This window comes from Desulfoconvexum algidum, assembly GCF_055382125.1.
In genome coordinates this window covers 4,571,864-4,595,900 of record NZ_AP042394.1, presented here as the reverse complement: position 1 = coordinate 4,595,900, position 24,037 = coordinate 4,571,864, and the positions used below count along the sequence as shown (strand labels likewise).

The following is a 24,037-nucleotide window of genomic DNA, read 5'->3' as shown; positions in this document are numbered from 1 at the left end:
AACAGCCCGATTTTAACACAATCCTAACATTTGGGTAATCCAAGGTAATATATTGTGATAAAACCGTTAAGTGGCGCCAAAAAATGATGCCCTAGGAGGAAGAAGAATTTCGGAGCCTGAGAATGGTGTCATACACCTGTTTTTTGGGCAGATGACAGGTCGCTGCAATCTCCCGGGCCAGGTCGGCTGTCCCCTTGTTTTGGTTTTGTTTCGAAAGAATGAGTTCCTCAAGCAGTTCCGATGTCATCGGGGGAGGGGGGGAGGCCCCCTGGACGAAGAGGACACATTCTCCTTTTACCTGGGGACGCAGCTCAAGGGTACAAAGAATTTCACCAAGGGTCCCCCTCAGATATTCTTCATGCAGTTTGGTAATCTCTCGGGCGATACAAGCTTTCCTATCACCCAGGACGGGGATGGCCTGTTGGAGCAGTGCACAGATTCGTTTGGGGGATTCATAGAAGATAAGCGTGGCTCTTTCCTGTTTGAGCCCTTCCAGGGTAAGCGATCGTTTTTGTTGTTTTTTGGGTAAAAACCCGCAAAAAAGAAAAGAATCCGTGGGCAGTCCGGCCACGCTCAATCCTGCAATGGCGGCATTGCAGCCGGGGATGGGAATGATGGGGATGCAATGCTTAGCAGCCGCTTTTACAAGACTATAACCGGGATCAGAGATCAAAGGCGTGCCGGCATCTGAAATCAAGGCAATATTTTTACCCGCCTTTAAGGTTTCAATGAGCTGAACCGACTTTTTGGCCTCATTGTGCTCATGGCAGGAAATCATCCCTGTCTCTATGCCATAATGGTTGAGCAGACGTTTTGAATACCTTGTGTCTTCGGCAGCGATCAGATCCGCTTCCTTTAAGATTCGCACCGCCCTGAAGGTCATGTCTTCAAGATTGCCCAGAGGGGTTGCGACGATATAAAGCGTGCCGGGCGGGTTAATTGTCTCCATCTGTCACCTTCTCAAAGGGGTTATACCGTTCCAAAGGCGTTTCGGATCAGGGTTATTTCCGAAGTTTCACCGGTAAAAAGAATGTCGATCACATCGAATCGAACCTGCTGGTTAAAAATCTTTTTTTCTTTTAGATAAAAGGAAGCCCCGGATATGATTTTTTGCTGTTTGACATGGTGAACCGATTCCCTTGGCAGGCCTCGTTTGAGACTGGTCCTTGTTTTGACTTCCACAAAGCAGATACACTCCCCTTCCCGGGCAATAATATCAATTTCAGCAAAGGGCATTCTATAGTTTCGTTCAAGCAGGGTATAGCCGTTCTGGCTAAGAAATTGCGCAGCTGCCGTTTCACCGGTTTGTCCTATCTTCTGATTTCGGTTTGTCACTTGCAAATTACCCCGTTAAAGGTTGTCCTGTGAAAAGGGCAGGGCCCGTGTTCGATAATAGCCTGCTTGTGGGCTTTGGTGGGATATCCCTTGTGCTGGATAAAATTGTAAAGGGGGTAGGTCTGGTGGAGGTCGGCCATATAGCGGTCCCGGGTGACTTTGGCAATAATAGATGCCGCTGCAATGGAGATGCTCCGGGAATCTCCTTTGACAATTGCCTGTTGGGGCAGATCCATGTCAATGGTAAATTTTCCGTCAATAAGTAAGAAATCCGGGCCTAAAAAATCCGAGCGTAAAAAATCCGGACCAACGGTAAGGTTTTGAACCGCCCGTTTCATGGATAAAAGGGAGGCTGCAAGAATATTGATTTGATCAATTTCCTTGTGATCTGCCATGCCGATTCCAACGGCCAGGGCCTGGGCCATGATAAGAGGGAACAAGGTTTCCCTTCGTTTTTCAGATAGTTTTTTAGAGTCTGTGACCCCCTGGCAGGCAAACGCTGTGGGTAAAATAACGGCAGCAGAGACAACAGGACCGGCAAGGGGTCCCCTGCCGGCCTCGTCTATCCCTGCAATATACTGATACCCTTTGCGTTGTGTGTCGTGTTCAAATTTCCACATCGGGTAATCGGCTGTTCGTTTAGGCAAACCGTTTTTCTTTGATTCTGGCTGCTTTCCCGCGGAGGTCTCTGAGGTAATAAAGTTTGGACCTTCTGACCCGGCCCCGGGTCACAACTTCGATCTTACTAAGGCTGGGGGAATGCAGGGGAAAGATTCTTTCAACCCCAATACCACCGGAAATTTTCCTGACGGTAAAACGGGCACCGACAAATCCTTTGGTCTTTTTAATGACCACACCCTGGAACATCTGGATACGTTCTTTTTCACCTTCTTTAATTTTTACATGTACCTTTACGGTATCTCCCGAGGTAAAATCAGGGATATCAAGGCGAATCTGTTCTTTTTCTAATCTTTCAATTACGTTTGTCATTTCTTCCTCCTGGTTTTCGTACTATCGGCCTGTCTCAGCCATTTGTAATTCGATCTAAATATATGGACGCAGCTGACCGGACAGACAAATGATTATAATTTCCAGAACCCTTGATGGGCTCAAGTTTTAAATCACAGGTATCAATCAGTTCCTCAGCCATCCCCCAGGCCGTGCCAAAGACAAGGACATGGGGCGCATTGCTCGCTAACTTTTCTTTTAGTGTGGTAATGGGTATGGCACCCTCCAGATATTTGGCACTGGTTGCCACCGTTACCACGGTTTGCTTTTCTTTGTTTTGTATCCTTTGGACAGCCTCTTCAAATGTGGCGGTCACCCGGATCAGTTCAAGGGCTTCTTTTCTGGAGGGATTTAATTCACCACCCACCCCTTTTATCCAGTGATCAATGACTTGGTTTGCCAGGTCAGCCTGGTCCGCAAAGGGAGTTACCACATAAAATCCCTTGACGCCAAATGTCTTTGATGCCCTTGCAATATCATGCATGTCAATGGTGGTCAGGGCCGATCCAATGGGCATGCCTTTGCGGTTCATGACGGGAAAATGGATGAGTGCCATATACAAGTTATGGGTTGACAAGTGTTTCAAGCTCCCGGCACCATTGCCTTAAAATTTGTTTTTCTTCGAGTGTGGGGGCCTGTGTTTCAAACAGGTCCGGCCGTTTCATAAAGGTCCTCTGCAAAGAGGATGTTTTCCGCCATTGCCGGATTCGTTCATGGTTCCCGGACAACAGCACCCCGGGCACCCTTAGGTCGTTGTGGACTTCCGGTCGGGTATATTGGGCATACTCCAGTCGGTCATCAATAAAAGAATCCGAAAGTGAAGAGGCCTCAGATCCCAAAACCCCGGGGATCATGCGGGCGACAGAATCAATAATGGCCATTGCAGCCAATTCTCCTCCGGTCATGACATAATCTCCAATGGAGATCTCTTCATCCACAAGTTGGGTGTATACTCTTTCATCAATTCCTTCATACCGGCCGCAGACAAAAATAAGATCCTCTCGTCGGCTGGCAAGTTCACAGGCTTTTTTCTGGTTAAATCTTGTCCCCTGGGGGGTCATAAGGATGACCTTGGCCTCGGGTGACCTCTTCTTTACAAAAGAAATGGCCGCTTCCAGGGGCTCAGGCTTCATGACCATTCCGCTTCCGCCGCCATAGGGTCTGTCATCCACTGTCTTGTGCCTGTCACAGGAAAAATCTCTGATATTGACACAGGTTCCTGTAATCAGACGACTTTCAATGCCCCTGTGGATCATCCCATGGTCAAAAAAACTAGCCACAAGCTCTGGAAAGAGGCTTAACACCGTAAAGTCCATGACCTGTCCTATAGTGCCCATTTAGGATTAAGTGCCCATTTAGGATTAACTGCCCTAGGATGTGTATCCATCAGGAATTAGTCTCCATCAGGAGCAGTACCCGTCGGGCAGGGTAGTGGTTACAGTCCCTGCATCCAAATCCACGGATTCAATAAAGTGTTCATGCATGGGAATCAAAATTTCTGAATCCCCCTTTGTATTCTTATCTGGTACATCCTTATCAACGACAACCAGCATATCATTGGCATTGGTGGGGAAGATACGCTCAATGGTTCCCAGTTTTCCAAGGCTATTGTCAATGACCAGTAACCCATAAAGATCCTGCCAATACCAGGTATCCTCTTCAATTTCAGGCAATTGATCTTTACTGATCAGGATCTCACATCCGATCAATTGCTCTGCAAGTTCAACAGTGTTCACATGATTTAAGCTGATCAAAACCCCTTTCTTCCGGGCAGAGGCAGTGAGAATGGTATATTCCTTGCCCGTTTCTTCTTGTTCAGACTTAAACCAGATCTGCCGGCCTCGTCCAAAGGTATCAACCGATTCAGCAAAGGACCAGACCTTGAGATTTCCCTTAAGTCCGTGTACTCCGGTTACCTTGCCTATGGTCAGCCGTTCTTTTTCCATCCTTACTCAATGATCTCCAGAACAGTCCGTTTCTTAAGCTTGGTCGAGGATGCGCTTAGGAATAAAAATAAAATAAACTGACTATAATTACCCTTTTCCCGGTATCGCTCTATAATTCCACTGCCCCAGACAATCATCAAAAACTATTCTCATGGTTTCTTTAAAATTATCAGCATATTTTCTCCCAGTTTTATAGATTTTTTTTATAATGTGGGCTTTAACTTTTAAACCCGTTAGTGTAGTCGTATTTTCAATCAGTTCTTTTATATAATCATGACTTTTTAGGATGACACCCTTTAAAGATCTTGTAATATGGGGGAATAGCCGATGCTCTACAGGATTCCATTTTGATGTATAAGGAGGAAAATGTGCCATCCTTATTTCTATTCCGATTTCATCTACAAGCTTCTGCAAGTCTTCTTTGAAGATATAGTGGCGGCTTGAATTGCTACCACCACCATCTGCAAGTATGAGGATGGAAGTACAATTCGAATATTGAAGTTTGCCATAAACTTCCCACCAGATCCTTATCGAATCACAGGCAAACTCACTTGTATCTTTACTAACCCCAATGTTTACATGGGCTTTGTTAAATTTTAAATCATAAATGGCGTGCGGAATTACTATCCCATCAGCAAGATATGGAAAATCATGATCATAGACTTCAATTACACCCGTAGTATATACATGGCCATCCCTGTATAAATTACCTAAAAGCTCTTTTTTTTTGTGTCCATACTGACAACCGGATTGCCGTCTTTGAGATATTGCTCTTTTAACTGGTTAATTTTTACAAATTGCTCATTACGATTTTTAGAAGTCCCAATGGGCTTATTCTTAAAGGCTTTTCGTTTTGTGAACCCGTGTTTTTTTAACAGCTTTTTAACCACAGTTACGCTGATAATAATTTCCGCCTCTTTCATTTTTACTGCAATTTTTTTGTGGCTCAAATTGGTCCAACGAATTCTTTCATCCATAGGATCCCCAGCGATATGGTCGTCAATAACTTTGAGGAAGACTTCGTCTATATTTTCAATTATTTCTATAACTGGTTTTCGTCCAGCCCCCTTCTTTCGAGTTCTGTCTTTTACAACCATTTCCGGTTTTTTTATTTCAGAGATACCGCGAACTAAGGTATTTCTACTGCAACCAAAAAGTTCAACGATATACGCTTTTCCACCTCTCGGTAATTTTAACGCTTCTATTGCAGCATATGCTCGCCTGTCTTTTTCTGACAGCGTCAAATAAGTCTTTTTGATAAGTTTTTCAATTTCAGCAGGATAAGGTGACAATGGTTTTGGACCAGGTGTTCTTTTTTTTTTCATTCACGGTGCCTCTTAAATTTTTGATAAAGATTGCACCGTAACTATCTCATACTATAATGTAAAAGTCTAGATTTTTATAAGTACTTGATATTTCACGTTATTTTGATCAGGTAATTGAATTTTTATTCCTTAGGATGGTTCTCATTGCCCGGGCTGATCTGCCCTGCTTGCCAATTACTTTTCCAAGATCCTCCTTTGCCACCTTCAGCTCCAGCACAGAAGTCTGATCACCCACCACTTCAGATACTACAACCTCATCAGGATTGTCTACCAATGCTTTTGCAATATATTCTACCAGCTCTTTCATGAAAACATTTCCTTTAAATGAGAATCCTAAAAACTATCCGAGGCGGACAGGTTGAATCTTAAGCAGCAGCGCCTTTAAATCCCTGGTTTTTAAATAAACTTTGTACGGTGGTGGAGGGTTTGGCACCTTCACCCAGCCAATAGTTAATTCTTTCTTCGTTCAGGACGATGATGGCCGGTTCTGTCATGGGATTATAGGTCCCGAGTGCTTCCAAAAATTTGCCGTCCCGGGGCGCTTCAACATCGGCAGCTACTATTCTGTAAAATGGTTTTTTCTTTGTGCCTTTTCTGGTCAATCTGATTCTTACGGACATAAGTTTTTCCTTCTCCTTAAAACGGCAGCATGTTTTTTAATGAGCGCATGCCGCCTTTATTAAATTTCTTGATCATTTTCATTGACTGGGTATAGCTTTTCAGAAGCTTGTTGACATCCTGTACGCTTGTCCCGCTTCCATTGGCAATCCGCTTTTTTCTGGATCCTTTTATCATGGCATGATTTGACCTTTCTTTCGGGGTCATGGAATTGATGATGGCCTCTATTCTGCCAAATTCCTTGTCATCAATATTTAATCCTGCCAATTGTTTTTTGTTCACCCCCGGCAACATGCCGATCAGATCCTTTATGGATCCCATTTTCCTCACAGATTTCATCTGATTTCGAAAATCTTCAAGGGTAAAGGTATTTTTCTTAAGTTTTTGTTCAAGGGCCTTGGCCTCTTTTTGATCAACCGAATCTTGTGCCTTTTCAATAAAGGAAAGAGCATCTCCCATTCCCAGTATTCGGGATGCCATCCGGTCCGGATGGAAGGGCTCAAGGGCGGTTGATTTTTCGCCCACCCCAATAAATTTCAGGGGTTTACCTGTTACAGCTTTTATGGAAAGTGCGGCCCCACCCCGGGCATCTCCATCCATTTTTGTCAAAATAAAGCCATCCAGATCCAGTCGTTTGTCAAAGGATCCGGCAATATTAACTGCGTCCTGGCCTGTCATGGCATCGGCCACCAGAAGTATTTCCGATGGGTTCAGCCCTGTTTTAATATCTTCAAGTTCTTTCATTAACGCATCATCAAGATGCAGCCTGCCGGCCGTATCAAACAACAGGGTGTCGCACCCAAGCTCCCTTGCCGCCAATTGGGCATCCTGACAAATCTTTAACGGCTTCATATCCGTTGTGGATTGGAAAACAGGTATATCCAACTGGTTTCCAATTTTTTTTAGCTGATCAATGGCAGCCGGTCTGTAAACATCAACGGGTACGAGGAAGGGCTTTTTTCCCTTGCGGCGCAGGTAATAGGCCAATTTTCCTGCTGTGGTGGTTTTACCCGACCCCTGCAGCCCCACCAGCATAACAGACCCCAAGGCCTTCCCCTCAAGATTTAACTCCTGGTGGGTGGATCCCATCATTCTGGTAAATTCTTCGTTTACAATTTTAATGACCTGCTGGCCCGGGGTCAAACTTTGCATGACCTCCTGACCCAATGCCCTGGCCTTTATATCTGAAATGACATTTTTTGCAACCTTATAATTGACATCCGCTTCGAGAAGTGCCATCCTCACTTGCTTTAAGCCATCTTCGATGTTCTTCTCGTTCAGGGTGCCGTGACCCTTTAATTTCTTAAAGACGGATTCAAGTCTGTCACTCAAATTTTCAAACATAAAGGGCCCTGCCTCAAATATCAAATCAAATCATTGAATTTAGTGTAGATTCCGTGATATGTCAAGGAAATAATGAAATTAAACAGGTTGAAATATATGGAAAACATACAAAATTATACCCGGGAAGAACTGGCCAAATGGCTTGAAGATAAAGGGTCCAGATCTTTTCGGGCCGGTCAGATTTTCAAATGGATCTATCTAAAGCAGGCCCAAAACTTTGATGAAATGACCGACCTTGGCAAGGAGTTGCGTGGCCTGCTGACAAAAAATTTTTATTTGTCCGGGCTTGACCTTGAAGACAAACAGGTCTCAGCTGACACCACTGAAAAATATTTATTCCGTCTTGCGGACGGTCACCACATAGAGACTGTTTTGATACCGGAAAAGGATCATTTTACCCTTTGCGTTTCCACCCAGGTGGGATGTGCTATGAACTGTCAATTTTGTCTGACGGCCAAGGGCGGATTTAAGCGCAATCTCACCGTTGCGGAAATCATTTCCCAGGTGCGGGATGCCCGTTTCTTCCTGGTTCAAAAAAAAATAGATCCCCTTAAACTTTCCAATATTGTTTTCATGGGCATGGGGGAGCCCCTTGCCAACTACGACAATCTTATCAAGTCCCTTCAAATTATTCTGGACACGGATTACGGCATGAAATTTGCCGCAAGACGGGTGACCGTTTCTACCTCGGGCCTGATTCCTAAAATTGTACAATTGGGCCTGGACACCGATGTCAATCTGGCCGTCTCCCTCAATGCCGTCGATGACAAGACAAGATCCCAACTCATGCCCATCAATGATCGATACCCCATCGAGGATTTGCTTGCAGCATGTCAAAAATTTACCATGAAACCCAGAAACAAGATTACCTTTGAGTATATTCTTATAAAAGGGATCAATGATTCCAGGGAAGATGCCTTAAAGCTTGTGAAACTTTTGTCACCCATAAGGGCAAAGGTTAATCTGATTCCCTTTAATGAACATGAAGAATCCAATTTTAAACGGCCCGGATCCAAACAGATTTTGTCATTTCTCCAGATCCTGCTGGACAATGACATGACGGCCATGACAAGGAAGAGTAAGGGGGCTGATATTTCGGCGGCCTGTGGTCAGCTCAAAGCAAAATCCGAGGCTGTAAATCAAAGGGATTGAAACTATCTGGATAGGACTTATTTTAAATATTAAATAATTTTAAGCGACTAACTTTAAGCTATGGGGAAAAAATATGTCAAATAGCAATTTGAAAAACAAAAAAATATTGATTGTTGATGATGAACCAGACGTTCTGGATTCCCTGGAAGAACTGCTCGATATGTGTACCATCGTCAGGGCCCAAACCTATGAGGAGGCAAACCATCTTCTTGAAACCCAGGAGTTTGATATCGCAATTTTAGATATCATGGGGGTGGACGGGTATCAGCTGCTGGAAACCGCAAACAAAAAAAATGTGGTAACCGTTATGCTGACAGCCCATGCCCTGAGTCCCGAGAATATTAAACGTTCATATCTTGGGGGGGCCTCTTCCTATATTCCCAAGGAAGAGATGATCAATATCGAAACATTTCTCATGGATGTGCTGTCGGCTAAAAAAAAGGGCAAAAACCCTTGGACCAGCTGGTATTCACGTCTGTCTTTTTTCTGTGAAGAAAAATTTGGTCCGGACTGGGATAAGGATGAAAAAGAATTTTGGGATAAAATGATTTATTAATAATCCCGGGTATTTTTGCACCAATATTTTTGCACCAATATTTTGTGATGGATGAACCTGATTGCTTTAAGCAAAAGCCCCCTTGGATGAAAGCGGGGACTTTGTTCTTTTTAGATCATCAGATATTCAAAGACGCCGGGTTGAGGGGTTAAAACTTTGAGAAGGGTCTCTTTTCCCTTTTTAATCACTTTGATGACGGCTGTTTCACCGGGTTTCGATTTGGTATATGACGCAGTGATTTGGGCCGCAGTCTTGATGTGTGCATCAAAAAAATTGCCCAGGAGAATTACATCCGGCCCGGCCATCTCAGCATGGCGCAGTCGGATGTCTTGGGTTTTGTCATACCAGGCGAGGATCTGTTCATTGTCGTTTTTTGACCGCCCCACAATCAGCTTGCAGTCATTGTCCAGCCTGAAGTGACGTCCAAATTTCAAGAGATGGAGCAGTCGCGTTTCATCGGTTTTTTGTACATATAAAAGGTCCCGAAGCCGGTTGGAAAAAACTTTGTCCGTTAAAAGGCATCCCCCGGCAGGTGCTGGGTATTCTTTGATGCCAAACTCGCGGGCCATCTGTATCTGTACCTTTCTGGAACGACCGGTTATATCCATGAGCCTTTCCCGGTCCACCAACCCCTCTTGTTCCATGCGAGTTTCCGGCAGGCAGCGTGCACTTAGGGGGCGCAGAAGATCTCCATCAAATCCGCAGTTTTTTTCAACAGATCTCATGGCATTCTTGGTTTGTGACTTGGGTCTCTGGCCCAAAACTTCTCCGCTGAATAAAAAATCAAACCCTTCTTCTCGCATACGGGTGCCGGCTAGTGCAAACATCATGGTGTGGCAGTCCACGCAGGGATTCATGTTTTTCCCAAAGCCGCCCCTGGGGGCTTTCATCATCTCCATGTATTCCTTTGTAATATCCTGGATGATGAGGTTGATGCCGGTTTGGTCGGATGCTTTTTGGGCGGATTCCGATGAAAAAAATGGGGTTTCAAAGCTGATCCAGGTGACATCAATCCCCTGTTTTTTTAATACCAGGGCCGAGAGGATGCTGTCCAACCCCCCTGAACACAGCCCCAGGGCTTTAATCTGTCTTGTGGTTTTGTTTTGATTCATATATAAATGCTCTATGGTTTTAGATTCAATAAAAATTAATACACTGCTTAAAAGATTAAAGGAGCGGTATCCGGTTGTCAAGACCCAGCTGGATCATACAACGCCTTTTCAATTGCTCATTGCAACCATTATGTCGGCACAATGTACGGATAATCAGGTCAACAAGGTGACAAAAAAACTGTTTGCCATTTATCCGGATCCAGATGCCCTTGCCGCGGCACCCTTAAAAGATATTAAACGCATTATCTATTCAACCGGATTTTACAACAACAAGGCTAAAAACATCAAGGCCTGTGCCCAATCTATTTTGGAAAATTATAAAAATATTGTTCCGGAGAGTATTGAATCCTTGATCTGCCTACCCGGGGTGGGGCGTAAAACCGCCAATGTGGTAAGATCGGCTGCCTTTGGATATGATGCCATTGTGGTGGATACCCATGTTTTGAGGCTCTCCAACAGACTGGGTCTCACCGACAAGAAGGACCCGGTAAAAGTGGAGTTTGAACTCATGGAAATCATCCCAAAATCTTCCTGGAGCGATTTATCCCTCCAGTTTATCTATTTTGGCCGGGAGATCTGTGATGCCAAAAAGCCCTTGTGCAAAATTTGTCCCATGTTTGACATCTGTCCCACCCGGGGTAAGAAATAGGGTTTCAAACCATTTTTTGTAGTTTTATATTTCATTCGGTCATTAATTAACTTTACACCAGAGGGTAACTATTATACTAAGTGCAAATACATGCCGATTAAACTAAAAACATATGGGCAAACCCCCTGGATTTGGTGACCATACGCGTCTATGGTAAGGGGTGCCTCCCTGCGTAACAAAGGAAAGCTGGAATGAATATTTTACACATATCTGATTTGCATTTTGGACCGCGGCATTGGGAGGGCAATGATGACATATTGTTGGAGAAACTCAATACATATGATGCCGATATCGTAATCAATACGGGTGACAGCACCTCAGATGGGCTGGAAAGTGAATATCAGGAAGCAGGACAATTTTTAAAGGGGATTACCTGTGAAAATGTGATTTCTATTATCGGCAACCATGACAAACGAAATATGCGTTCACATGAATATTTTAAGGAATACATATACAAAAATGAGATTATTTCTCCGTTAAGGCCGGAGCTTACCACCAAGAAGAACCTTTTTTTAAAACGAGATATTACCAAAATAAAAGATAACTTTACGGATCTTAACTATATCAAGGTTTTTACCATCAATGGCGTGACTGTGCTGATTATTTGCATAGATTCAAATCAGCTTTCCAATGATGACGGGGTTGTTGAAGAGGAAGTTTTAAGGAAGATCTCAAAAAAAATCAGCCGGATGAAATATGATGTGTCCCTGATGCTGATTCACCACTCGCTTCTGGCCACAGATGAGGGACCGCTTCTAAATTCCTTGTCTTTAATTGATTTTGTCAGGGAACATAAAATAGGCCATGTCTTTTGCGGGCACACCCACCAGCTGGATTTAAGACAGACCACCGATCTTTATTTTAATCATACGTTTACCCAGTATATGGTGGGTTCGTTATCCTCTTGTAACCATGACAATGACGATAATATGTTTTTGTTTTATAAAAACTGGGGTACCACGAAAATGCAGATTTATGTGATAAGGATTTTTCTTGACGGGGATTCTTTGAGTTTTACCGAGGAATTAGTTTCGGGAAATGATATTCCCTAATAGCGACTGGCTTCACCCCCCCCCCCCCATCAAATTTTTCAGCCGGTGGCAGGTATTTGCTGTCACCTTCACCCTCCTTTAATTTCAATGGGTTTTTTAAAGCATCGATAGCGACACCTGATTTTTGTTTCCATGTTTTTTTTTAAAACGTTGCACTATGGAGCAGAACTAGGTAGTTTATGAGGTTATTACCATCGAAGGCTGTACAATTGATGATCTGGAAGATGAATATGTAAAGGCATTCGTTTCTTAAAGGCCTTTTCGTGTAAAATATTCTTTTGGGGCAAAATTTTATTGATTACCGGTGCAATGCCGGTAAGAAGCGACAATGCAATGACATGCCACGCCTTGTATTTGCTGTATATTGCCATTTTACTCACACTTAATGAAGGAGATGAAAATGGAAAAAAAAAGTCAAAAAGAAGAAGACACCCAAGCAATCACCAGACGATCTTTTATTAAAAAATCCACAACCTTAGGCCTTGGCGTTTATGCAACGGCCAGCATGGGACCCTGGTTTATTAAAGATGCCTTGTCATCTTCGGGTAAATTGAATCTTTATACCTGGCCGGATTACTCAAAAACCGAAGTCATCAAAGCCTTTGAAAAATCCACCGGCATCAAGGTCAAGGTAACCAACTACTCCTCCAATCAGGAGTGCATGAATAAATTGCGTGCTGCCCGTGCCAAGGGATTCGACATTGCTCAGCCCTCTATTACCGAAATCGCTTTGCACATGGAATTTGAATTGTACCAGGCCATTAACGAAAATAAAATTCCAAACATGAAAAACCTTGAACCCTCCTTCTATGAATCCTCCAAAAAACAAGGGGGGGTTATCGATAACAAACGCGTAGGGCTCCCCTATGACTGGGGCACAGAGGCGATCACCTTTAACACCGACAAACTCGATTATAAATATGGTGACCTCTCCTATGGCACCATGTGGGAAGATGAGTTTAATCAAAAAGTGACCTGCAGACCCCATTCGGTATTTATTGGTGCTGGATTATACCTGGATGCAACAGGCCAGGTCCCCTCCAACAGGATGTATGATACCTATGAGAGTGAAGCAAAAATGCGCAAGATATATGATGAAATTCTCAAATTCTTAATCTCCAAGAAAAAGAATATTAAAATGTTCTGGAATAACGCCCAGGATCACCAGCTGGCATTTTTGCAGAATGGCTGCCTTATCGGCCAGACCTGGGACGGTCCGATTATGACCATGAAAAAGGAAGGCAAGCCCGTTACTTACATGGCACCAAAGGAAGGGGCCATGACCTGGGTTGATTCCATGAGTATTGTCAAAAATGCCGAGAACCTGGAACAGGCCTATGCCTTTCTCAACTGGGCCTATACACCCGAAGCCGGCGCTATCATGGCAAAATCCACCGGTTACAACAGCCCTGTAATAGGGGTTGACAATCTGCTGGATGAAAAGACCAAACAGGGGTTCAAAGACGCCTATCCGGGCAATGCCCTTGAAAACCTATGGTGGTATCCCAACGAACAACCCTGGTTTGTTCCGGCGCGTACCGAATACAGGGACAAATTTCAGGCAGCTTAGCTGCAGGGAAAAGGCCCATGCCCTGTTCCTTAAGTTTTTCTTAAAACAGGGCCTGTGGCCTCGTTTTGACTCCAAAAAAACAGATGCCAAAAAACATAGGATAGCAAAGAAACGATTGTTTCAAAATTATATAGTAAGGGATTTATAGGATGGGCCAAGATGTTGAGATATCGGGCGTTAGCATGCGTTTCAACGAAGTTTACGCAGTTCGGGATATAAATGTACATATCCAGGCTGGAGAGTTTTTTAGTTTTTTAGGACCGTCTGGTTGCGGTAAAACCACATTGTTGCGCCTGGTTTCAGGCTTTATGGATCCCAGTGAAGGGCAAATAAAGATAGGCGGCAAAGACATGTGTAAGATTGGATCCAACAATCGTCCAACCGCCATGATATTCCAGAACCTTGCCCTTTTTCCCCTGATGACGGTGGGAGAAAATATCGGATTCGGCCTGGAGGTGCGTCATGTGGCAAAAGCAAAACGAGAAAAAAAGGTGGAAGAACTCATTGAGCTTGTGGATCTTTATGGAACATCAGACAGAATGGTCAGCGAGCTTTCCGGCGGACAAATGCAGCGGGTGGCAATAGCCCGTGCCCTGGCGGTGAACCCTGCCGTTTTACTGCTGGACGAACCCTTGTCTGCCCTGGATTTGAGGCTGAGAAACCATATGCGCGCTGAATTGCGCAATATTCAACGCCGTACCGATGTCACCTTTATTTATATCACCCATGACCAGACCGAAGCCTTGACCATGTCTGATCGGGTGGGGGTGATGTCCATTGGCAAGCTCGAACAGGTCGCAAAACCCGATATTATTTACAACACCCCGAAAACCGCTTTTGTGGCATCCTTTGTCGGCGAAAGCAACATCGTTGATGGCGATATCATCCGTATTGATGGGGATCATGCCCTCCTCAAAACAGCATGTGGGTCATTCTTTTGTAAAAATCCCCAACACATGGAAACAGGAGAAACAGCCACTATTTTTATCCGGCCGGAGACCGTATTCTTAGCAACAGACTCCCATGCAGAGAACCGATTGACCTGCCGGACCAAGACCATCAGTTTTGAGGGGGCCTATGCCGTGGTAACACTTGAGACCGAACAGGGGCAAATATTTACCATGCGACTCAATAACGATGGGTCAGTTCCAAGGATCGAGGAGGGTGAAAATATCAAGGTGAGGTTCAACAGGGAAAATGCGTTTTTATTAAAAGACGGAGGCACCTCCATTGCGTGATTTTTGGAATACAGCCCTAAAGGACCTGGGTAAAATAGGCGTCGCATATATTTTTATTACCGTGGGTGTCTGGGTGGTGTTCATGATTTTAATCCCCCAGCTGATCATGTTTGATTATTCCCTGAGACCCATGTTGCCACTGCGGGAGATAGGCGGCCCCAAAGACATCTGGACCTTGAAAAATTATATGGTGTTTTTTACCAATCGATTACACATGGCGATTTTTTTTAAAACCATATGGTCCAGTCTCATCGTCACCGTTACAGCCCTTACCATCTGCTACCCCATCGCTTTTTACCTTGCCAAGGTGGCCCGGGGTGCAAAGATCGGTTTGTTGATGCTGGGATTGATAATCCCCTATTGGATCAATGAATTGCTACGGTTGTTTGCCTGGCAAATCATTTTGGCAGATATGGGCATCTTGAATCAATTCCTCATATTCCTAGGGATTATTGCGGATCCCATTAATTTTCGTATGGGCAACGGGGCCGTTATTCTGGGGATGACCTATGCTTATATCCTTTTTATGGTGTTCCCCATATACAATGTCATGGAGAGTCTGGATAAAAATCAGCTGGATGCTGCCCGGGATCTTGGAGCATCCTGGCTGCGCATTCACTATAAAATTGTCATGCCCCATGCCAAACCCGGCATCGCCGTGGGCTGCACCATGACATTTATGCTGGCAGCCGGAACCGTTGCCGCTCCACAGTTGTTGGGCAGCCCCAGCAGTTTCTGGTTCACCCAGGTCATCAACACCAATTTTGAGTGTGCCAACTGGAATCTGGGAGCGGCCTACGCAACCGTCTTGATGCTGCTTTGTGTCGTTTTTATGTTTATGATGCTTAAATTATTTAAAGTTGGTTTGAAAGAGCTTACCCAATGAAATCATCCAAATCTATTTTCAGAATTATAATAGGCCTTTATCTGACCTTGTTTTTTGCCTATATGTTTTTGCCCCTTATTTTTATGACAATTATTGCCTTTAATGCCAATGATATTCCCCAAATCACGCCCTGGAAAGGATTTACACTGATGTGGTTTGGAGAGCTGGCCAAGGATGAGCAGATGTGGAGTGCCCTTTGGAACAGCTTTCTGGTTGCATTTTCAGTGGTTGCTATCTCTGTCCCCATTGGACTTGGCGGGGCCTTGCTGCTGACCCGGCTACAGTTTAAGGCCCGCAATTTTGTATACGGCGTCCTGGTGTCCCCCATCTTGACCCCGGGTATTATCCTGGGGATCTCAACCTTTTTGTTCTGGGACAGCTATATGGATATCCCCGGCGGTTTATGGACCGCTATTCTCGGCCAATCGACCTTTATTTCCTCCTATTGCATGCTTTTGATCATGTCCCGGGCCCAGCGCTTTGACCTGACCCAGGAAGAGGCGGCCTTTGACCTGGGCGCCACCCATGGTCAGGTATTCTGGAAAATAACCCTGCCTTTTTTGAAACCCGCCCTGATCTCGTCCATGGCTCTGGCCTTTATGCAGTCCTTTGACAACTACAACACCACCCTTTTTGCCATTGGTGTTGAGCAAACATTACCCATTTATATCGGCACCAAATTGCGCAGTTTTATCAGCCCGGCCATGAACGCCCTGGCCGTGGTTTTTATCCTTCTGACGGTTCTGGGTGCTATTGTCTATGAGTACCGCCGTCGACGCGAAATGATCAAAGCCGCATAAACCAAAAACAGAGATCTTCAGACACCCTGGCTGTTGAAGTGGGAAATAAACTGGAACATCCGACGATCTCTCTTCGGAAGGCGGTTTCTCGATCGTCCTGGGTTTAATTTTGTTGCTTGTCAGTTCCCAAATGCTGGTGACAGGATCAATTGAGATTGCAAAATTTTTTGGGATCAGCGATCTTCTGATCGGCTTGACCATTGTAGCGGTTGGAACTCGCCTTCCGGAACTTGTCGCCAGTATATCTTTTCGGGTCCACTGCCCAAAAAATGTTTCGCCGGTGTTCCATTCCCTTGTTGAACATTCATATGAAGACCGATGATTGATGAGAAAACAGGATAAAAAGAATTGACAAATTGTCAGAACCGCTGGATGATTCGGGGATCAACGAGAGATCATTGTCTGATAAAGATAAAAGGAGTAAACCATGGTTAGGAAATACTTGTGCCGGATATGGATCTTATTGGGTATCCTCACTTTTTTAACGGGTTGCGAGGACAAAATAGAACCTGGCACCACATTGTCCGGTCCTTCGTCCTCCATCAAGGCCGATGTGGCGGTGGCGGCCGTTAGTAACCAGCCTTTTGTTTACGAAGCCCTCGGCACCATCGCAGCCCAGACTGCCAGCACCCTGTCCGGTAAAATCATGGGAACGGTCAAGGCGGTCAATGTCAGGGAGGGAGATTCGGTCCGGCAGGGAGATGTCCTGGTCGTCCTGGACAAGCGCCAGGTGGATGCGGGCCTGCGTCAAAGCGAGGCTTCCCTGTCAGGCGCCAGGAAATCGGCATCAGCCGCCATTGCGGCCAGAAATGCGGCCCAGGCAGGCGCGGACCTGGCAGCGGCCACCTATAAACGGTATCAAAAGCTGTACCAGGAGGAATCCGCCACCCGCCAGGAGTTTGAAGAAGTTGAAGCCCGCCATCGCCAGGCCCAGGCAGCCTTGTCCCAGTCAGACGCCATGGTGGCGGCTTCCCAGTCACGGATTGCCCAGGCAAGGGCTGCTGTTTTTGGGGCCGACATTTCCCAGAAGGATGCCACTATCCTGGCCCCCTATGACGGGATAGTGACCGCAAAAATGATCACTGTCGGGGATCTGGCATCCCCCGGAACCCCCTTGCTCACCCTGGAGGGAACAGGCGGATTCCAGGCCGAATTGGTGCTGCCGGAGCATTATATCCAGATGGTGCAAATCGGACAGTCCCTGGAAGTCGGTATACCGGCCCAGCCGGATTCTGGGTTGATCTCGGGTACCATAAAAACGATTTTTCCCATGGCAGACCGGACCAGCCGCTCGTTTACGGTCAAGGTCATCCTTCCGGAAAATTTGTTGCTGCGGTCGGGCATGTTTGCCAGGGTCAGTATCCCCGTGGGGGAAGGCGGCATGCTGTTGATCCCTGAGTCCGCCCAGGTGGTGCAGGGGCAGCTTACCGGATACTTTTTGGTGGATGGGGGGGGGATCGCAAGATTTCGCCTCATGAGAACGGGGAGGCATTTCAAGGATAAAATTGAAATTATTTCAGGGATGAAACCGGGAACCCGCTTTCTTGTGTCTCCTCCTGCAGGCGTTAAGGACGGCATGACCATTGAGGGGGCATCGTGACCATAAAATTAGGCCCGGCTGGGAAAATTGCCTCATTTTTCATTGATTCCAAGCTGACCCCTTTGATTATCATTGCTTCGATTCTTTTGGGGATTGCAGCGGTTATGGCCCTGCCCAGGGAGGAAGAGCCCCAGATCATCGTTCCCATGATCGATGTGTTTGTAAAAATGCCCGGGGCGTCTGCCAAAGAGGTGGAACAGCGGGTCACCAAACCCATGGAAAAATTGCTATGGGAAATCCCGGGTGTGGAATACATTTATTCTACTTCCATGCCGGGCATGTCCATGGTTGTGGTCCGTTTTCTGGTGGGACAGGACCAGGAGGGGGCCATTGTCCGGCTTCAAGCCAAGCTGACGGCCAATTATGACAGGATCCCTTCCGGTGTAAGCCCGCCGCTGATCCGGCCCCGATATATTGATGATGTTCCCATCCTGGCCCTGACGTTTTGGAGCGAAGAAGTGGATCATTACCAGCTCAGACGACTGGCAGCAGAGATAGAGGACCGGGTCAAGCAGGAACCCAATGTATCCATTACCACCATTATCGGCGGGGAGGCGCGACAGGTGAATGTTCGTCTCGACCCCGTGCGGCTTTCTGCCTATGGCCTGGACATGGAACAGGTTGCAGGCATTGTGTCCGCGGCCAACCAGGCATCGGATTCAGGCAGTTTCCCCTCCCGCCAGGGCCAGGTGGTGGTCCACACAGGCGGTTTTCTCAAGGATGCCCAAGATGTGGGCCGGGTGGTGATCAATGTTTACAAGGGCCGGCCGGTGTATCTGCGGGATGTAGCTGTCATTGAAGACGGACCAGGGGATCCGTCCCAATATGTTTTTTTCGGTACCGGCCCTGCCGTTGCTGAAAAACAGATTCAGACCAAGGCTGCTGCCAGTGGGGTCTGGCCTGCCGTTACCCTGACCGTGGCCAAGCGCAAGGGCACCAACGCCATCAGTGTGGCAGAAAAAGTGTTGAAACGGGTTGAGGGAGCAAGAGGACGGATTATCCCGGACAATGTTCATATGACCATCACCCGCCATTATGGTGAGACGGCCAAGGAAAAGTCCAACGAACTGCTGTTTCACATGCTCATTGCCGTGGTATCGGTGACCATCCTCATCTGGTTTACCCTGGGGCATCGGGAATCCTATGTGGTGGCCTTTGCCATTCCCGTTACCCTCGCCCTGACCCTGACGACCTTTTACCTGTACGGCTACACCCTGAACCGCATCACCCTGTTTGCCCTGATTTTTTCCATCGGAATCCTGGTGGATGATGCCATTGTGGTGGTGGAAAACGTGGTGCGCCATTATCGGCTGGAAGAAAACCATGGCCGTTCCCATTTCACGGTGGCCATAGAAGCGGTGGATGAAGTGGGCAATCCCACGATCCTGGCCACCCTGGCCGTCATTGCCGCTATCTTGCCCATGGCCTTTGTCGGCGGTCTCATGGGCCCCTATATGCGGCCCATTCCCATGGGGGCTTCGGCCGCCATGTTTTTTTCTCTTTTGGTGGCCTTTATCGTCACCCCCTGGGCATCGGTGCGGATGATACGGCCGGACAGGCACAGGGGGGATGGAGACCCGCACAAGGAAGACTGGTCCATACGGCTTTATCGGAAGGTCATGGATCCACTGCTTCACAAGCCTTTGGTGCGTTGGGCTTTTCTCGGGGGGGTGGCAGGATTGCTTCTCCTGGCCTGTGCCCTGGTGGCCGCAGGCCTGGTCCGGGTCAAGATGCTGCCCTTTGATAACAAGAGTGAATTCCAGGTGATTCTGGACATGCCCGAGACAGCTACCCTTGAGGAGACCACCTCGGCTGCCATGGAAATGGGGGAGTATCTTAAAACCGTCAACGAGGTGGTGGATTTCCAGATCCATTCGGGAACAGCCGGGCCCTATAATTTCAACGGCCTGGTTCGTCATTATGACCTGAGATCGGGGCCTTCCATGGCAGATATCCAGGTCAACCTGGCCGAAAAAGGCAGGCGCAAACAGCAGAGCCATGAAATTGCCAAACGGGTCAGACCCCCCTTAAAAATGATTGCTGACCGTTACGGAGCAAGGGTCAAAATAGCGGAAGTCCCCCCGGGACCTCCGGTGTTGTCAACGCTTGTGGCAGAGATATACGGCCCGGATTATGATCGTCAGAAAGAACTGGCCCTCAAGGTGCGCAATATTTTTGAAACCACGGATGGCGTGGTGGATGTGGACTGGTACATGGAAGAGGATCAGGCAAGATTCCAGCTGGATATTGACCAGGAAAAGGCGGCCCTTCATGGTATCAGTGTCGGCAGGATCGCCCGGACACTGAAGCTGGTTCTGGAGGGACAAAAAGCCGGCCTGCTCCACAAGTCCCTGGAAAAAGAAGATGTCCCCATTGTGCTCCAGCCGTCGCTTGCCACCCGGGCAGGTGTGGACCGGCTCGGGGCTGTCAAGGTGCCGGCTGCCGACGGCAGTCTGGTGGACCTTTCCTCCCTGCTGCGGGTGCGGCAGACCCAATTGGACAGGAGCATCTATCATAAAAATCTCATGCCGGTCATCCATGTGACAGCCGATGTGGCCGGCGCCAAGGAAAGCCCGGTCTATGCCATCCTGGAAATGTGGGAAAAAATAGATGCCATCACAACACCCGAAGGGTACGGCATTGTCCAGCACACGGCAGCCCTGCCGGAAACAGACCGGCATCTTTCCATGAAATGGGACGGGGAATGGCATATCACCTACGAGGTATTCAGGGATCTTGGCATCGCCTTTGCCGTGGTCCTGGTCCTGATTTTTGTTCTGGTGGTGGGCTGGTTCCAGTCGTTTTCAACGCCCTTTGTGATCATGGTGGCCATCCCCTTTTCCCTGATCGGGATTCTTCCGGCCCACTGGGCCATGGGGGCATTTTTTACGGCCACCTCCATGATCGGTTTCATCGCAGGTGCCGGAATTGTGGTGCGAAATTCCATCATCCTGGTGGATTTTATTGAGCTGAGGATCGCCCAGGGCATGCCCCTGGACCAGGCGGTCATTGATGCCGGCGCTGTCCGGTTCCGTCCCATGATGCTGACGGCCGCCGCCGTGGTTGTGGGGGCTTCGGTCATTCTCTTTGATCCTATTTTTCAGGGACTTGCCATATCCCTCATGGCCGGAGAGGTGGCATCCCTGCTGTTTTCACGGATGACGGTACCGATTTTGTATTTCATGGATAAACGCTGGGAAGCGGTCCACCTTTCCGTAAAAGAGGCAGAATCCGAATAACCGGCATGGCCGGAGTATGGTATTGGATCCTGGCCATACCGAAAAATGAAACGCTTATAATTACAATATCTTGGCCGGAATTTCATATAAATGATGACTGCTCAAACAATTAAGGAAGAACCAATGACATTACAATTGAACAACGGTTTTTTACGCCTCGGATGTAGACGGTTTATGGCCGGTTGGTTTATGGCCGGTTGGCTCCTGTTCTCCCCGGTTCAGAGCCTGGCATCTGACCTGATATCGAACCCGGTGTCGGACCCGATGTTGGCGTTGACACTTTCCCGGGCAGTTGAAACGGCACTGGCCCGCAACCCGAGCCTCCAGGCCGCAGGCTTTGGGGTCCTTTCCGCCCAGGAAAAGGTTATCCAGGCCCGTTCAGGCGCCATGCCCCAGGTTCATCTTTCAGGACAGTCCAGCCGCACCACCAATCCCATGTGGGCCTTTGGGACAAAATTGAACCAGGAATCAATCACTTTCCAGGATGTTGATCCGGACCGGCTCAATAACCCTGACGGTATCACAAATTATGCATCGAACCTTTCTGTTTCCTGGCCTGTGTATGACAGCGGACAGACCTGGTATGGCCTTCAGCAGGCCCATTTGAACCAGGAGGCAGCAGCGCTTTTTAACGAACACACCCGGCAGCAGGTGATTGCCAACACCATCACCGCCTATATCGGCGCCTTGTTTGCCCGGGAAAACAAAATCGTTATCCGGCAGATTTCAGATACTGCCCGTTCCCACCTGAAAATGGTACAATCCCGTTATGACGGGGGCTTTGTGGCGAAAAGTGATCTGCTGCGCGCCCAGGTCCAGATTGCCGACCTGGAACAACAGCTGGCCGAGGCCAAAAGTCAGGCCGATATTGCCAAATGCCGGCTGAATGTTGCCATGGGGGTTGCAGGAGATGTGAATTATACCCTGTCAACTCCCCTCAAGGCCGGTGATCCCATCGTCGGCAGCCTGGATACCTGGATTAGCAATGCCCTGTCCAATCGGTCGGATCTCAAGCATCTGGCTTTTCAGCGACAGATTGCCCAAAAAGAGATAGACAAATCCAGGGCCTCCCGGAATCCGTCGGTGAGTCTGGCGGGAAATTATGAGATCAATTCCGAGGATTTTGATGGTTCGGCAACCAACTATACCATTGCTGCCATCGTCTCCATGCCCTTGTTCACCGGAGGCCGTATCTCGGCAAAGGTGCGGGAGGCACAAATGAACCTCAATCAGACCAAAACCCGCCTGCGTGGCATGGAACAGCAGATCTGCGGGGAAATCCGCCAGGCATTTTTTAATGCCCAGAGCGCCTGGGAGCGCATTCAAGTGAACCAGGCCGCCGTAGGCCAGTCACGAGAGTCTTTGCGCATCGTGAAAAACCGGTACAACAGCGGACTGTTTACCATTACCGATCTTCTAGATGCCCAAGTCATGGTACAGCAGAGTCTGACCCATGAAATCAAGGCTGTCCATGATTACAAGTTGGCCGCAACCCGCCTTGCCCTGGCAGCTGGAAAGATTGACCCGCCATAAACGCCTATGACTATGGATAGATTCCAACAGGCAGATTCCATGCATTAATAGACTTCCAATGAAAGGAAAACCCGAAACCGTTAAAAGCAAAACAAAATAAGGAGAGGGTAATCATCCCAATCAATATTTTGGTGAGGTCTGCTCAAAAACCTAAGGCATCGACATCTCTTTTTTTTGTGTGTACAGCTGGGATATCAGCATGCCTGTGAGCATTAACACACAGCCTATGATACCCCGGCCGGAAAGAATTTCATTTAATATGATCCAGCCACCGATGGCGGCAACCACGGATTCAAAACTTAAAATGATGGCAGCGTGAGTGGCTGGCGCGCTTTTCTGGCCATAGATCTGAAGAGAGTAAGCCACACCAACTGAGAGAATGCCACCATATAGCAATGGTATGGCAACCGTCATTATATCTGCCAGTACAAAGGTTTCAAAAACAACTGCAACCGTAAGGCTTAACAGGGCACACACCATACATTGAACCAATGATAATAAAGCCGTGTTGAAACGATTGGACAGTCTTCCGATAATGAGTAGGTGAAACGCAAAGCAGATGGCACTGAAAAAGACGAGGATATCGCCAAAGTTTATCGAAAGGTCACGGCTTACACTCAACAAATACATGCCAATACATGCTAAAATAGCACCGACCCATGTGCTTGCTGCCGTTTTCCCTTGTTTAAAAATTAAATTGATCACAGGAACTATAACCACATAGAGTCCGGTTATGAAACCGGCCTTGCCGGCGGTGGTATATACCAGGCCTACCTGTTGAAAAGAAATCCCTAAAAACAGAAATATTCCAGAGATGCAACCGGCTTTGAGCAATCCTTGTTTGGGGCTTTGCATCGTTTTCTTGCGTGTGAGAAGGAGGATCGGTAAAAGAGACAGACATCCGAGTACAAATCGAATTGCGTTAAAAGTAAAAGGCCCAATATGATCCATTCCGATTCGCTGGGCGACAAATGCAAGGCCCCAGATGGTGGCAACCAATATCAGGATAAAATCTGATTTCAAAGTGTTTAATTTCATGGTATTCCAGTGTCATGCTGAATTATTTGGCAGTAA

The 24,037-nt window shown here is 47.1% G+C and carries 25 protein-coding genes and 1 pseudogene; 12 read left to right on the top strand and 14 right to left on the bottom strand.

The genetic code is table 11. From position 1 onward, the window contains the following. Window positions 1-91: 91 nt before the first annotated feature. The 11 genes and pseudogenes from rsmI to ffh form a co-directional block, all read right to left on the bottom strand. On the bottom strand, window positions 92-949 hold the full coding sequence (rsmI, locus tag ACZ45G_RS20870; protein ID WP_464172433.1) for a 16S rRNA (cytidine(1402)-2'-O)-methyltransferase: 858 nt from the start codon (window positions 947-949) through the stop codon (window positions 92-94). Window positions 950-969: 20 nt separating this feature from the next. Next, the gene (locus ACZ45G_RS20865) at window positions 970-1,335 is read right to left on the bottom strand and encodes a YraN family protein (RefSeq protein ID WP_464172432.1); all 366 of its coding nucleotides are present in this window, start codon (window positions 1,333-1,335) and stop codon (window positions 970-972) included. Further along, window positions 1,332-1,955, bottom strand: a complete 624-nt coding sequence (locus ACZ45G_RS20860) for a ribonuclease HII (protein ID WP_464179985.1) — start codon at window positions 1,953-1,955, stop codon at window positions 1,332-1,334. Before ACZ45G_RS20860 ends, ACZ45G_RS20865 begins: the two co-directional genes overlap by 4 nt. Window positions 1,956-1,974: 19 nt before the next feature. Continuing rightward, the gene (rplS, locus tag ACZ45G_RS20855) at window positions 1,975-2,325 is read right to left on the bottom strand and encodes a 50S ribosomal protein L19 (protein ID WP_464172431.1); all 351 of its coding nucleotides are present in this window, start codon (window positions 2,323-2,325) and stop codon (window positions 1,975-1,977) included. Window positions 2,326-2,359: 34 nt separating this feature from the next. Then, entirely contained in the window at window positions 2,360-2,920 is a 561-nt protein-coding gene (locus ACZ45G_RS20850) for an RNA methyltransferase (protein ID WP_464172430.1), read from the bottom strand. Continuing rightward, window positions 2,907-3,659, bottom strand: coding sequence for a tRNA (guanosine(37)-N1)-methyltransferase TrmD (gene trmD / locus ACZ45G_RS20845; protein ID WP_464172429.1), 753 nt, complete (start codon window positions 3,657-3,659; stop codon window positions 2,907-2,909). The genes ACZ45G_RS20850 and trmD overlap by 14 nt, the downstream gene beginning before the upstream one ends. An 87-nt stretch (window positions 3,660-3,746) precedes the next feature. After that, a complete protein-coding gene (rimM, locus tag ACZ45G_RS20840; protein ID WP_464172428.1) occupies window positions 3,747-4,289 on the bottom strand; it encodes a ribosome maturation factor RimM in 543 nt (180 codons plus the stop codon). 87 nt (window positions 4,290-4,376) lie between these two features. Further along, window positions 4,377-5,266 (bottom strand): annotated as a pseudogene (locus tag ACZ45G_RS20835) (ISAzo13 family transposase). Window positions 5,267-5,720: 454 nt separating this feature from the next. Then, window positions 5,721-5,921 carry a KH domain-containing protein gene (locus ACZ45G_RS20830; RefSeq protein ID WP_464172427.1) on the bottom strand — a complete coding sequence of 67 codons (201 nt, stop codon included), beginning with the start codon at window positions 5,919-5,921 and terminating at the stop codon, window positions 5,721-5,723. A gap of 58 nt (window positions 5,922-5,979) precedes the next feature. Next, complete coding sequence (rpsP, locus tag ACZ45G_RS20825; protein ID WP_464172426.1) at window positions 5,980-6,234, bottom strand: 30S ribosomal protein S16; 255 nt, start codon at window positions 6,232-6,234, stop codon at window positions 5,980-5,982. A 16-nt stretch (window positions 6,235-6,250) separates the two neighbouring features. Further along, window positions 6,251-7,576: a signal recognition particle protein gene (gene ffh / locus ACZ45G_RS20820; RefSeq protein WP_464172425.1), complete on the bottom strand. Its 1,326-nt coding sequence runs from the start codon at window positions 7,574-7,576 to the stop codon at window positions 6,251-6,253. A 96-nt stretch (window positions 7,577-7,672) separates the two neighbouring features. On the opposite strand from ffh, the gene rlmN reads away from it, so the two are divergent. Continuing rightward, complete coding sequence (gene rlmN / locus ACZ45G_RS20815) at window positions 7,673-8,728, top strand: dual-specificity RNA methyltransferase RlmN (protein ID WP_464172424.1); 1,056 nt, start codon at window positions 7,673-7,675, stop codon at window positions 8,726-8,728. A gap of 73 nt (window positions 8,729-8,801) precedes the next feature. Then, window positions 8,802-9,284, top strand: coding sequence for a response regulator (locus ACZ45G_RS20810; protein ID WP_464172423.1), 483 nt, complete (start codon window positions 8,802-8,804; stop codon window positions 9,282-9,284). 110 nt (window positions 9,285-9,394) lie between these two features. On the opposite strand, the gene ACZ45G_RS20805 is transcribed toward ACZ45G_RS20810, so the two are convergent. Continuing rightward, window positions 9,395-10,396, bottom strand: coding sequence for a tRNA 4-thiouridine(8) synthase ThiI (locus ACZ45G_RS20805; RefSeq protein ID WP_464172422.1), 1,002 nt, complete (start codon window positions 10,394-10,396; stop codon window positions 9,395-9,397). Between the two features lie 13 nt (window positions 10,397-10,409). Between ACZ45G_RS20805 and nth the strand changes: the two genes are divergently transcribed. Next, window positions 10,410-11,045 (top strand): endonuclease III, encoded by a 636-nt coding sequence (nth, locus tag ACZ45G_RS20800; protein WP_464172421.1) that lies wholly within the window; start codon window positions 10,410-10,412, stop codon window positions 11,043-11,045. 191 nt (window positions 11,046-11,236) lie between these two features. After that, on the top strand, window positions 11,237-12,097 hold the full coding sequence (locus tag ACZ45G_RS20795) for a metallophosphoesterase family protein (RefSeq protein WP_464172420.1): 861 nt from the start codon (window positions 11,237-11,239) through the stop codon (window positions 12,095-12,097). A 188-nt stretch (window positions 12,098-12,285) separates the two neighbouring features. Here the strand turns inward: ACZ45G_RS20795 and ACZ45G_RS20790 are convergent, their stop codons facing one another. Beyond that, window positions 12,286-12,468, bottom strand: coding sequence for a hypothetical protein (locus ACZ45G_RS20790; protein WP_464172419.1), 183 nt, complete (start codon window positions 12,466-12,468; stop codon window positions 12,286-12,288). 29 nt (window positions 12,469-12,497) lie between these two features. On the opposite strand from ACZ45G_RS20790, the gene ACZ45G_RS20785 reads away from it, so the two are divergent. The 8 genes from ACZ45G_RS20785 to ACZ45G_RS20750 all read left to right on the top strand — a co-directional run bounded on the left by ACZ45G_RS20785 (window position 12,498) and on the right by ACZ45G_RS20750 (window position 22,963). Beyond that, the gene (locus ACZ45G_RS20785) at window positions 12,498-13,667 is read left to right on the top strand and encodes an extracellular solute-binding protein (protein ID WP_464172418.1); all 1,170 of its coding nucleotides are present in this window, start codon (window positions 12,498-12,500) and stop codon (window positions 13,665-13,667) included. A gap of 149 nt (window positions 13,668-13,816) precedes the next feature. After that, a complete protein-coding gene (locus ACZ45G_RS20780) occupies window positions 13,817-14,905 on the top strand; it encodes an ABC transporter ATP-binding protein (protein ID WP_464172417.1) in 1,089 nt (362 codons plus the stop codon). Beyond that, entirely contained in the window at window positions 14,898-15,791 is an 894-nt protein-coding gene (locus ACZ45G_RS20775; RefSeq protein ID WP_464172416.1) for an ABC transporter permease, read from the top strand. Before ACZ45G_RS20780 ends, ACZ45G_RS20775 begins: the two co-directional genes overlap by 8 nt. After that, a complete protein-coding gene (locus ACZ45G_RS20770) occupies window positions 15,788-16,591 on the top strand; it encodes an ABC transporter permease (protein ID WP_464172415.1) in 804 nt (267 codons plus the stop codon). Before ACZ45G_RS20775 ends, ACZ45G_RS20770 begins: the two co-directional genes overlap by 4 nt. Window positions 16,592-16,682: 91 nt before the next feature. Further along, complete coding sequence (locus tag ACZ45G_RS20765; RefSeq protein ID WP_464179983.1) at window positions 16,683-16,913, top strand: hypothetical protein; 231 nt, start codon at window positions 16,683-16,685, stop codon at window positions 16,911-16,913. A gap of 105 nt (window positions 16,914-17,018) precedes the next feature. Continuing rightward, window positions 17,019-18,191, top strand: a complete 1,173-nt coding sequence (locus ACZ45G_RS20760) for an efflux RND transporter periplasmic adaptor subunit (RefSeq protein ID WP_464172414.1) — start codon at window positions 17,019-17,021, stop codon at window positions 18,189-18,191. Beyond that, window positions 18,188-21,430 carry an efflux RND transporter permease subunit gene (locus tag ACZ45G_RS20755; protein ID WP_464172413.1) on the top strand — a complete coding sequence of 1,081 codons (3,243 nt, stop codon included), beginning with the start codon at window positions 18,188-18,190 and terminating at the stop codon, window positions 21,428-21,430. The genes ACZ45G_RS20760 and ACZ45G_RS20755 overlap by 4 nt, the downstream gene beginning before the upstream one ends. A gap of 123 nt (window positions 21,431-21,553) precedes the next feature. Then, window positions 21,554-22,963: a TolC family protein gene (locus ACZ45G_RS20750; protein ID WP_464172412.1), complete on the top strand. Its 1,410-nt coding sequence runs from the start codon at window positions 21,554-21,556 to the stop codon at window positions 22,961-22,963. Window positions 22,964-23,113: 150 nt separating this feature from the next. Here ACZ45G_RS20750 and ACZ45G_RS20745 read toward each other — a convergent pair whose 3' ends face one another. Next, the gene (locus ACZ45G_RS20745) at window positions 23,114-24,001 is read right to left on the bottom strand and encodes a DMT family transporter (RefSeq protein WP_464172411.1); all 888 of its coding nucleotides are present in this window, start codon (window positions 23,999-24,001) and stop codon (window positions 23,114-23,116) included. Between the last annotated feature and the right edge of the window lie 36 nt (window positions 24,002-24,037).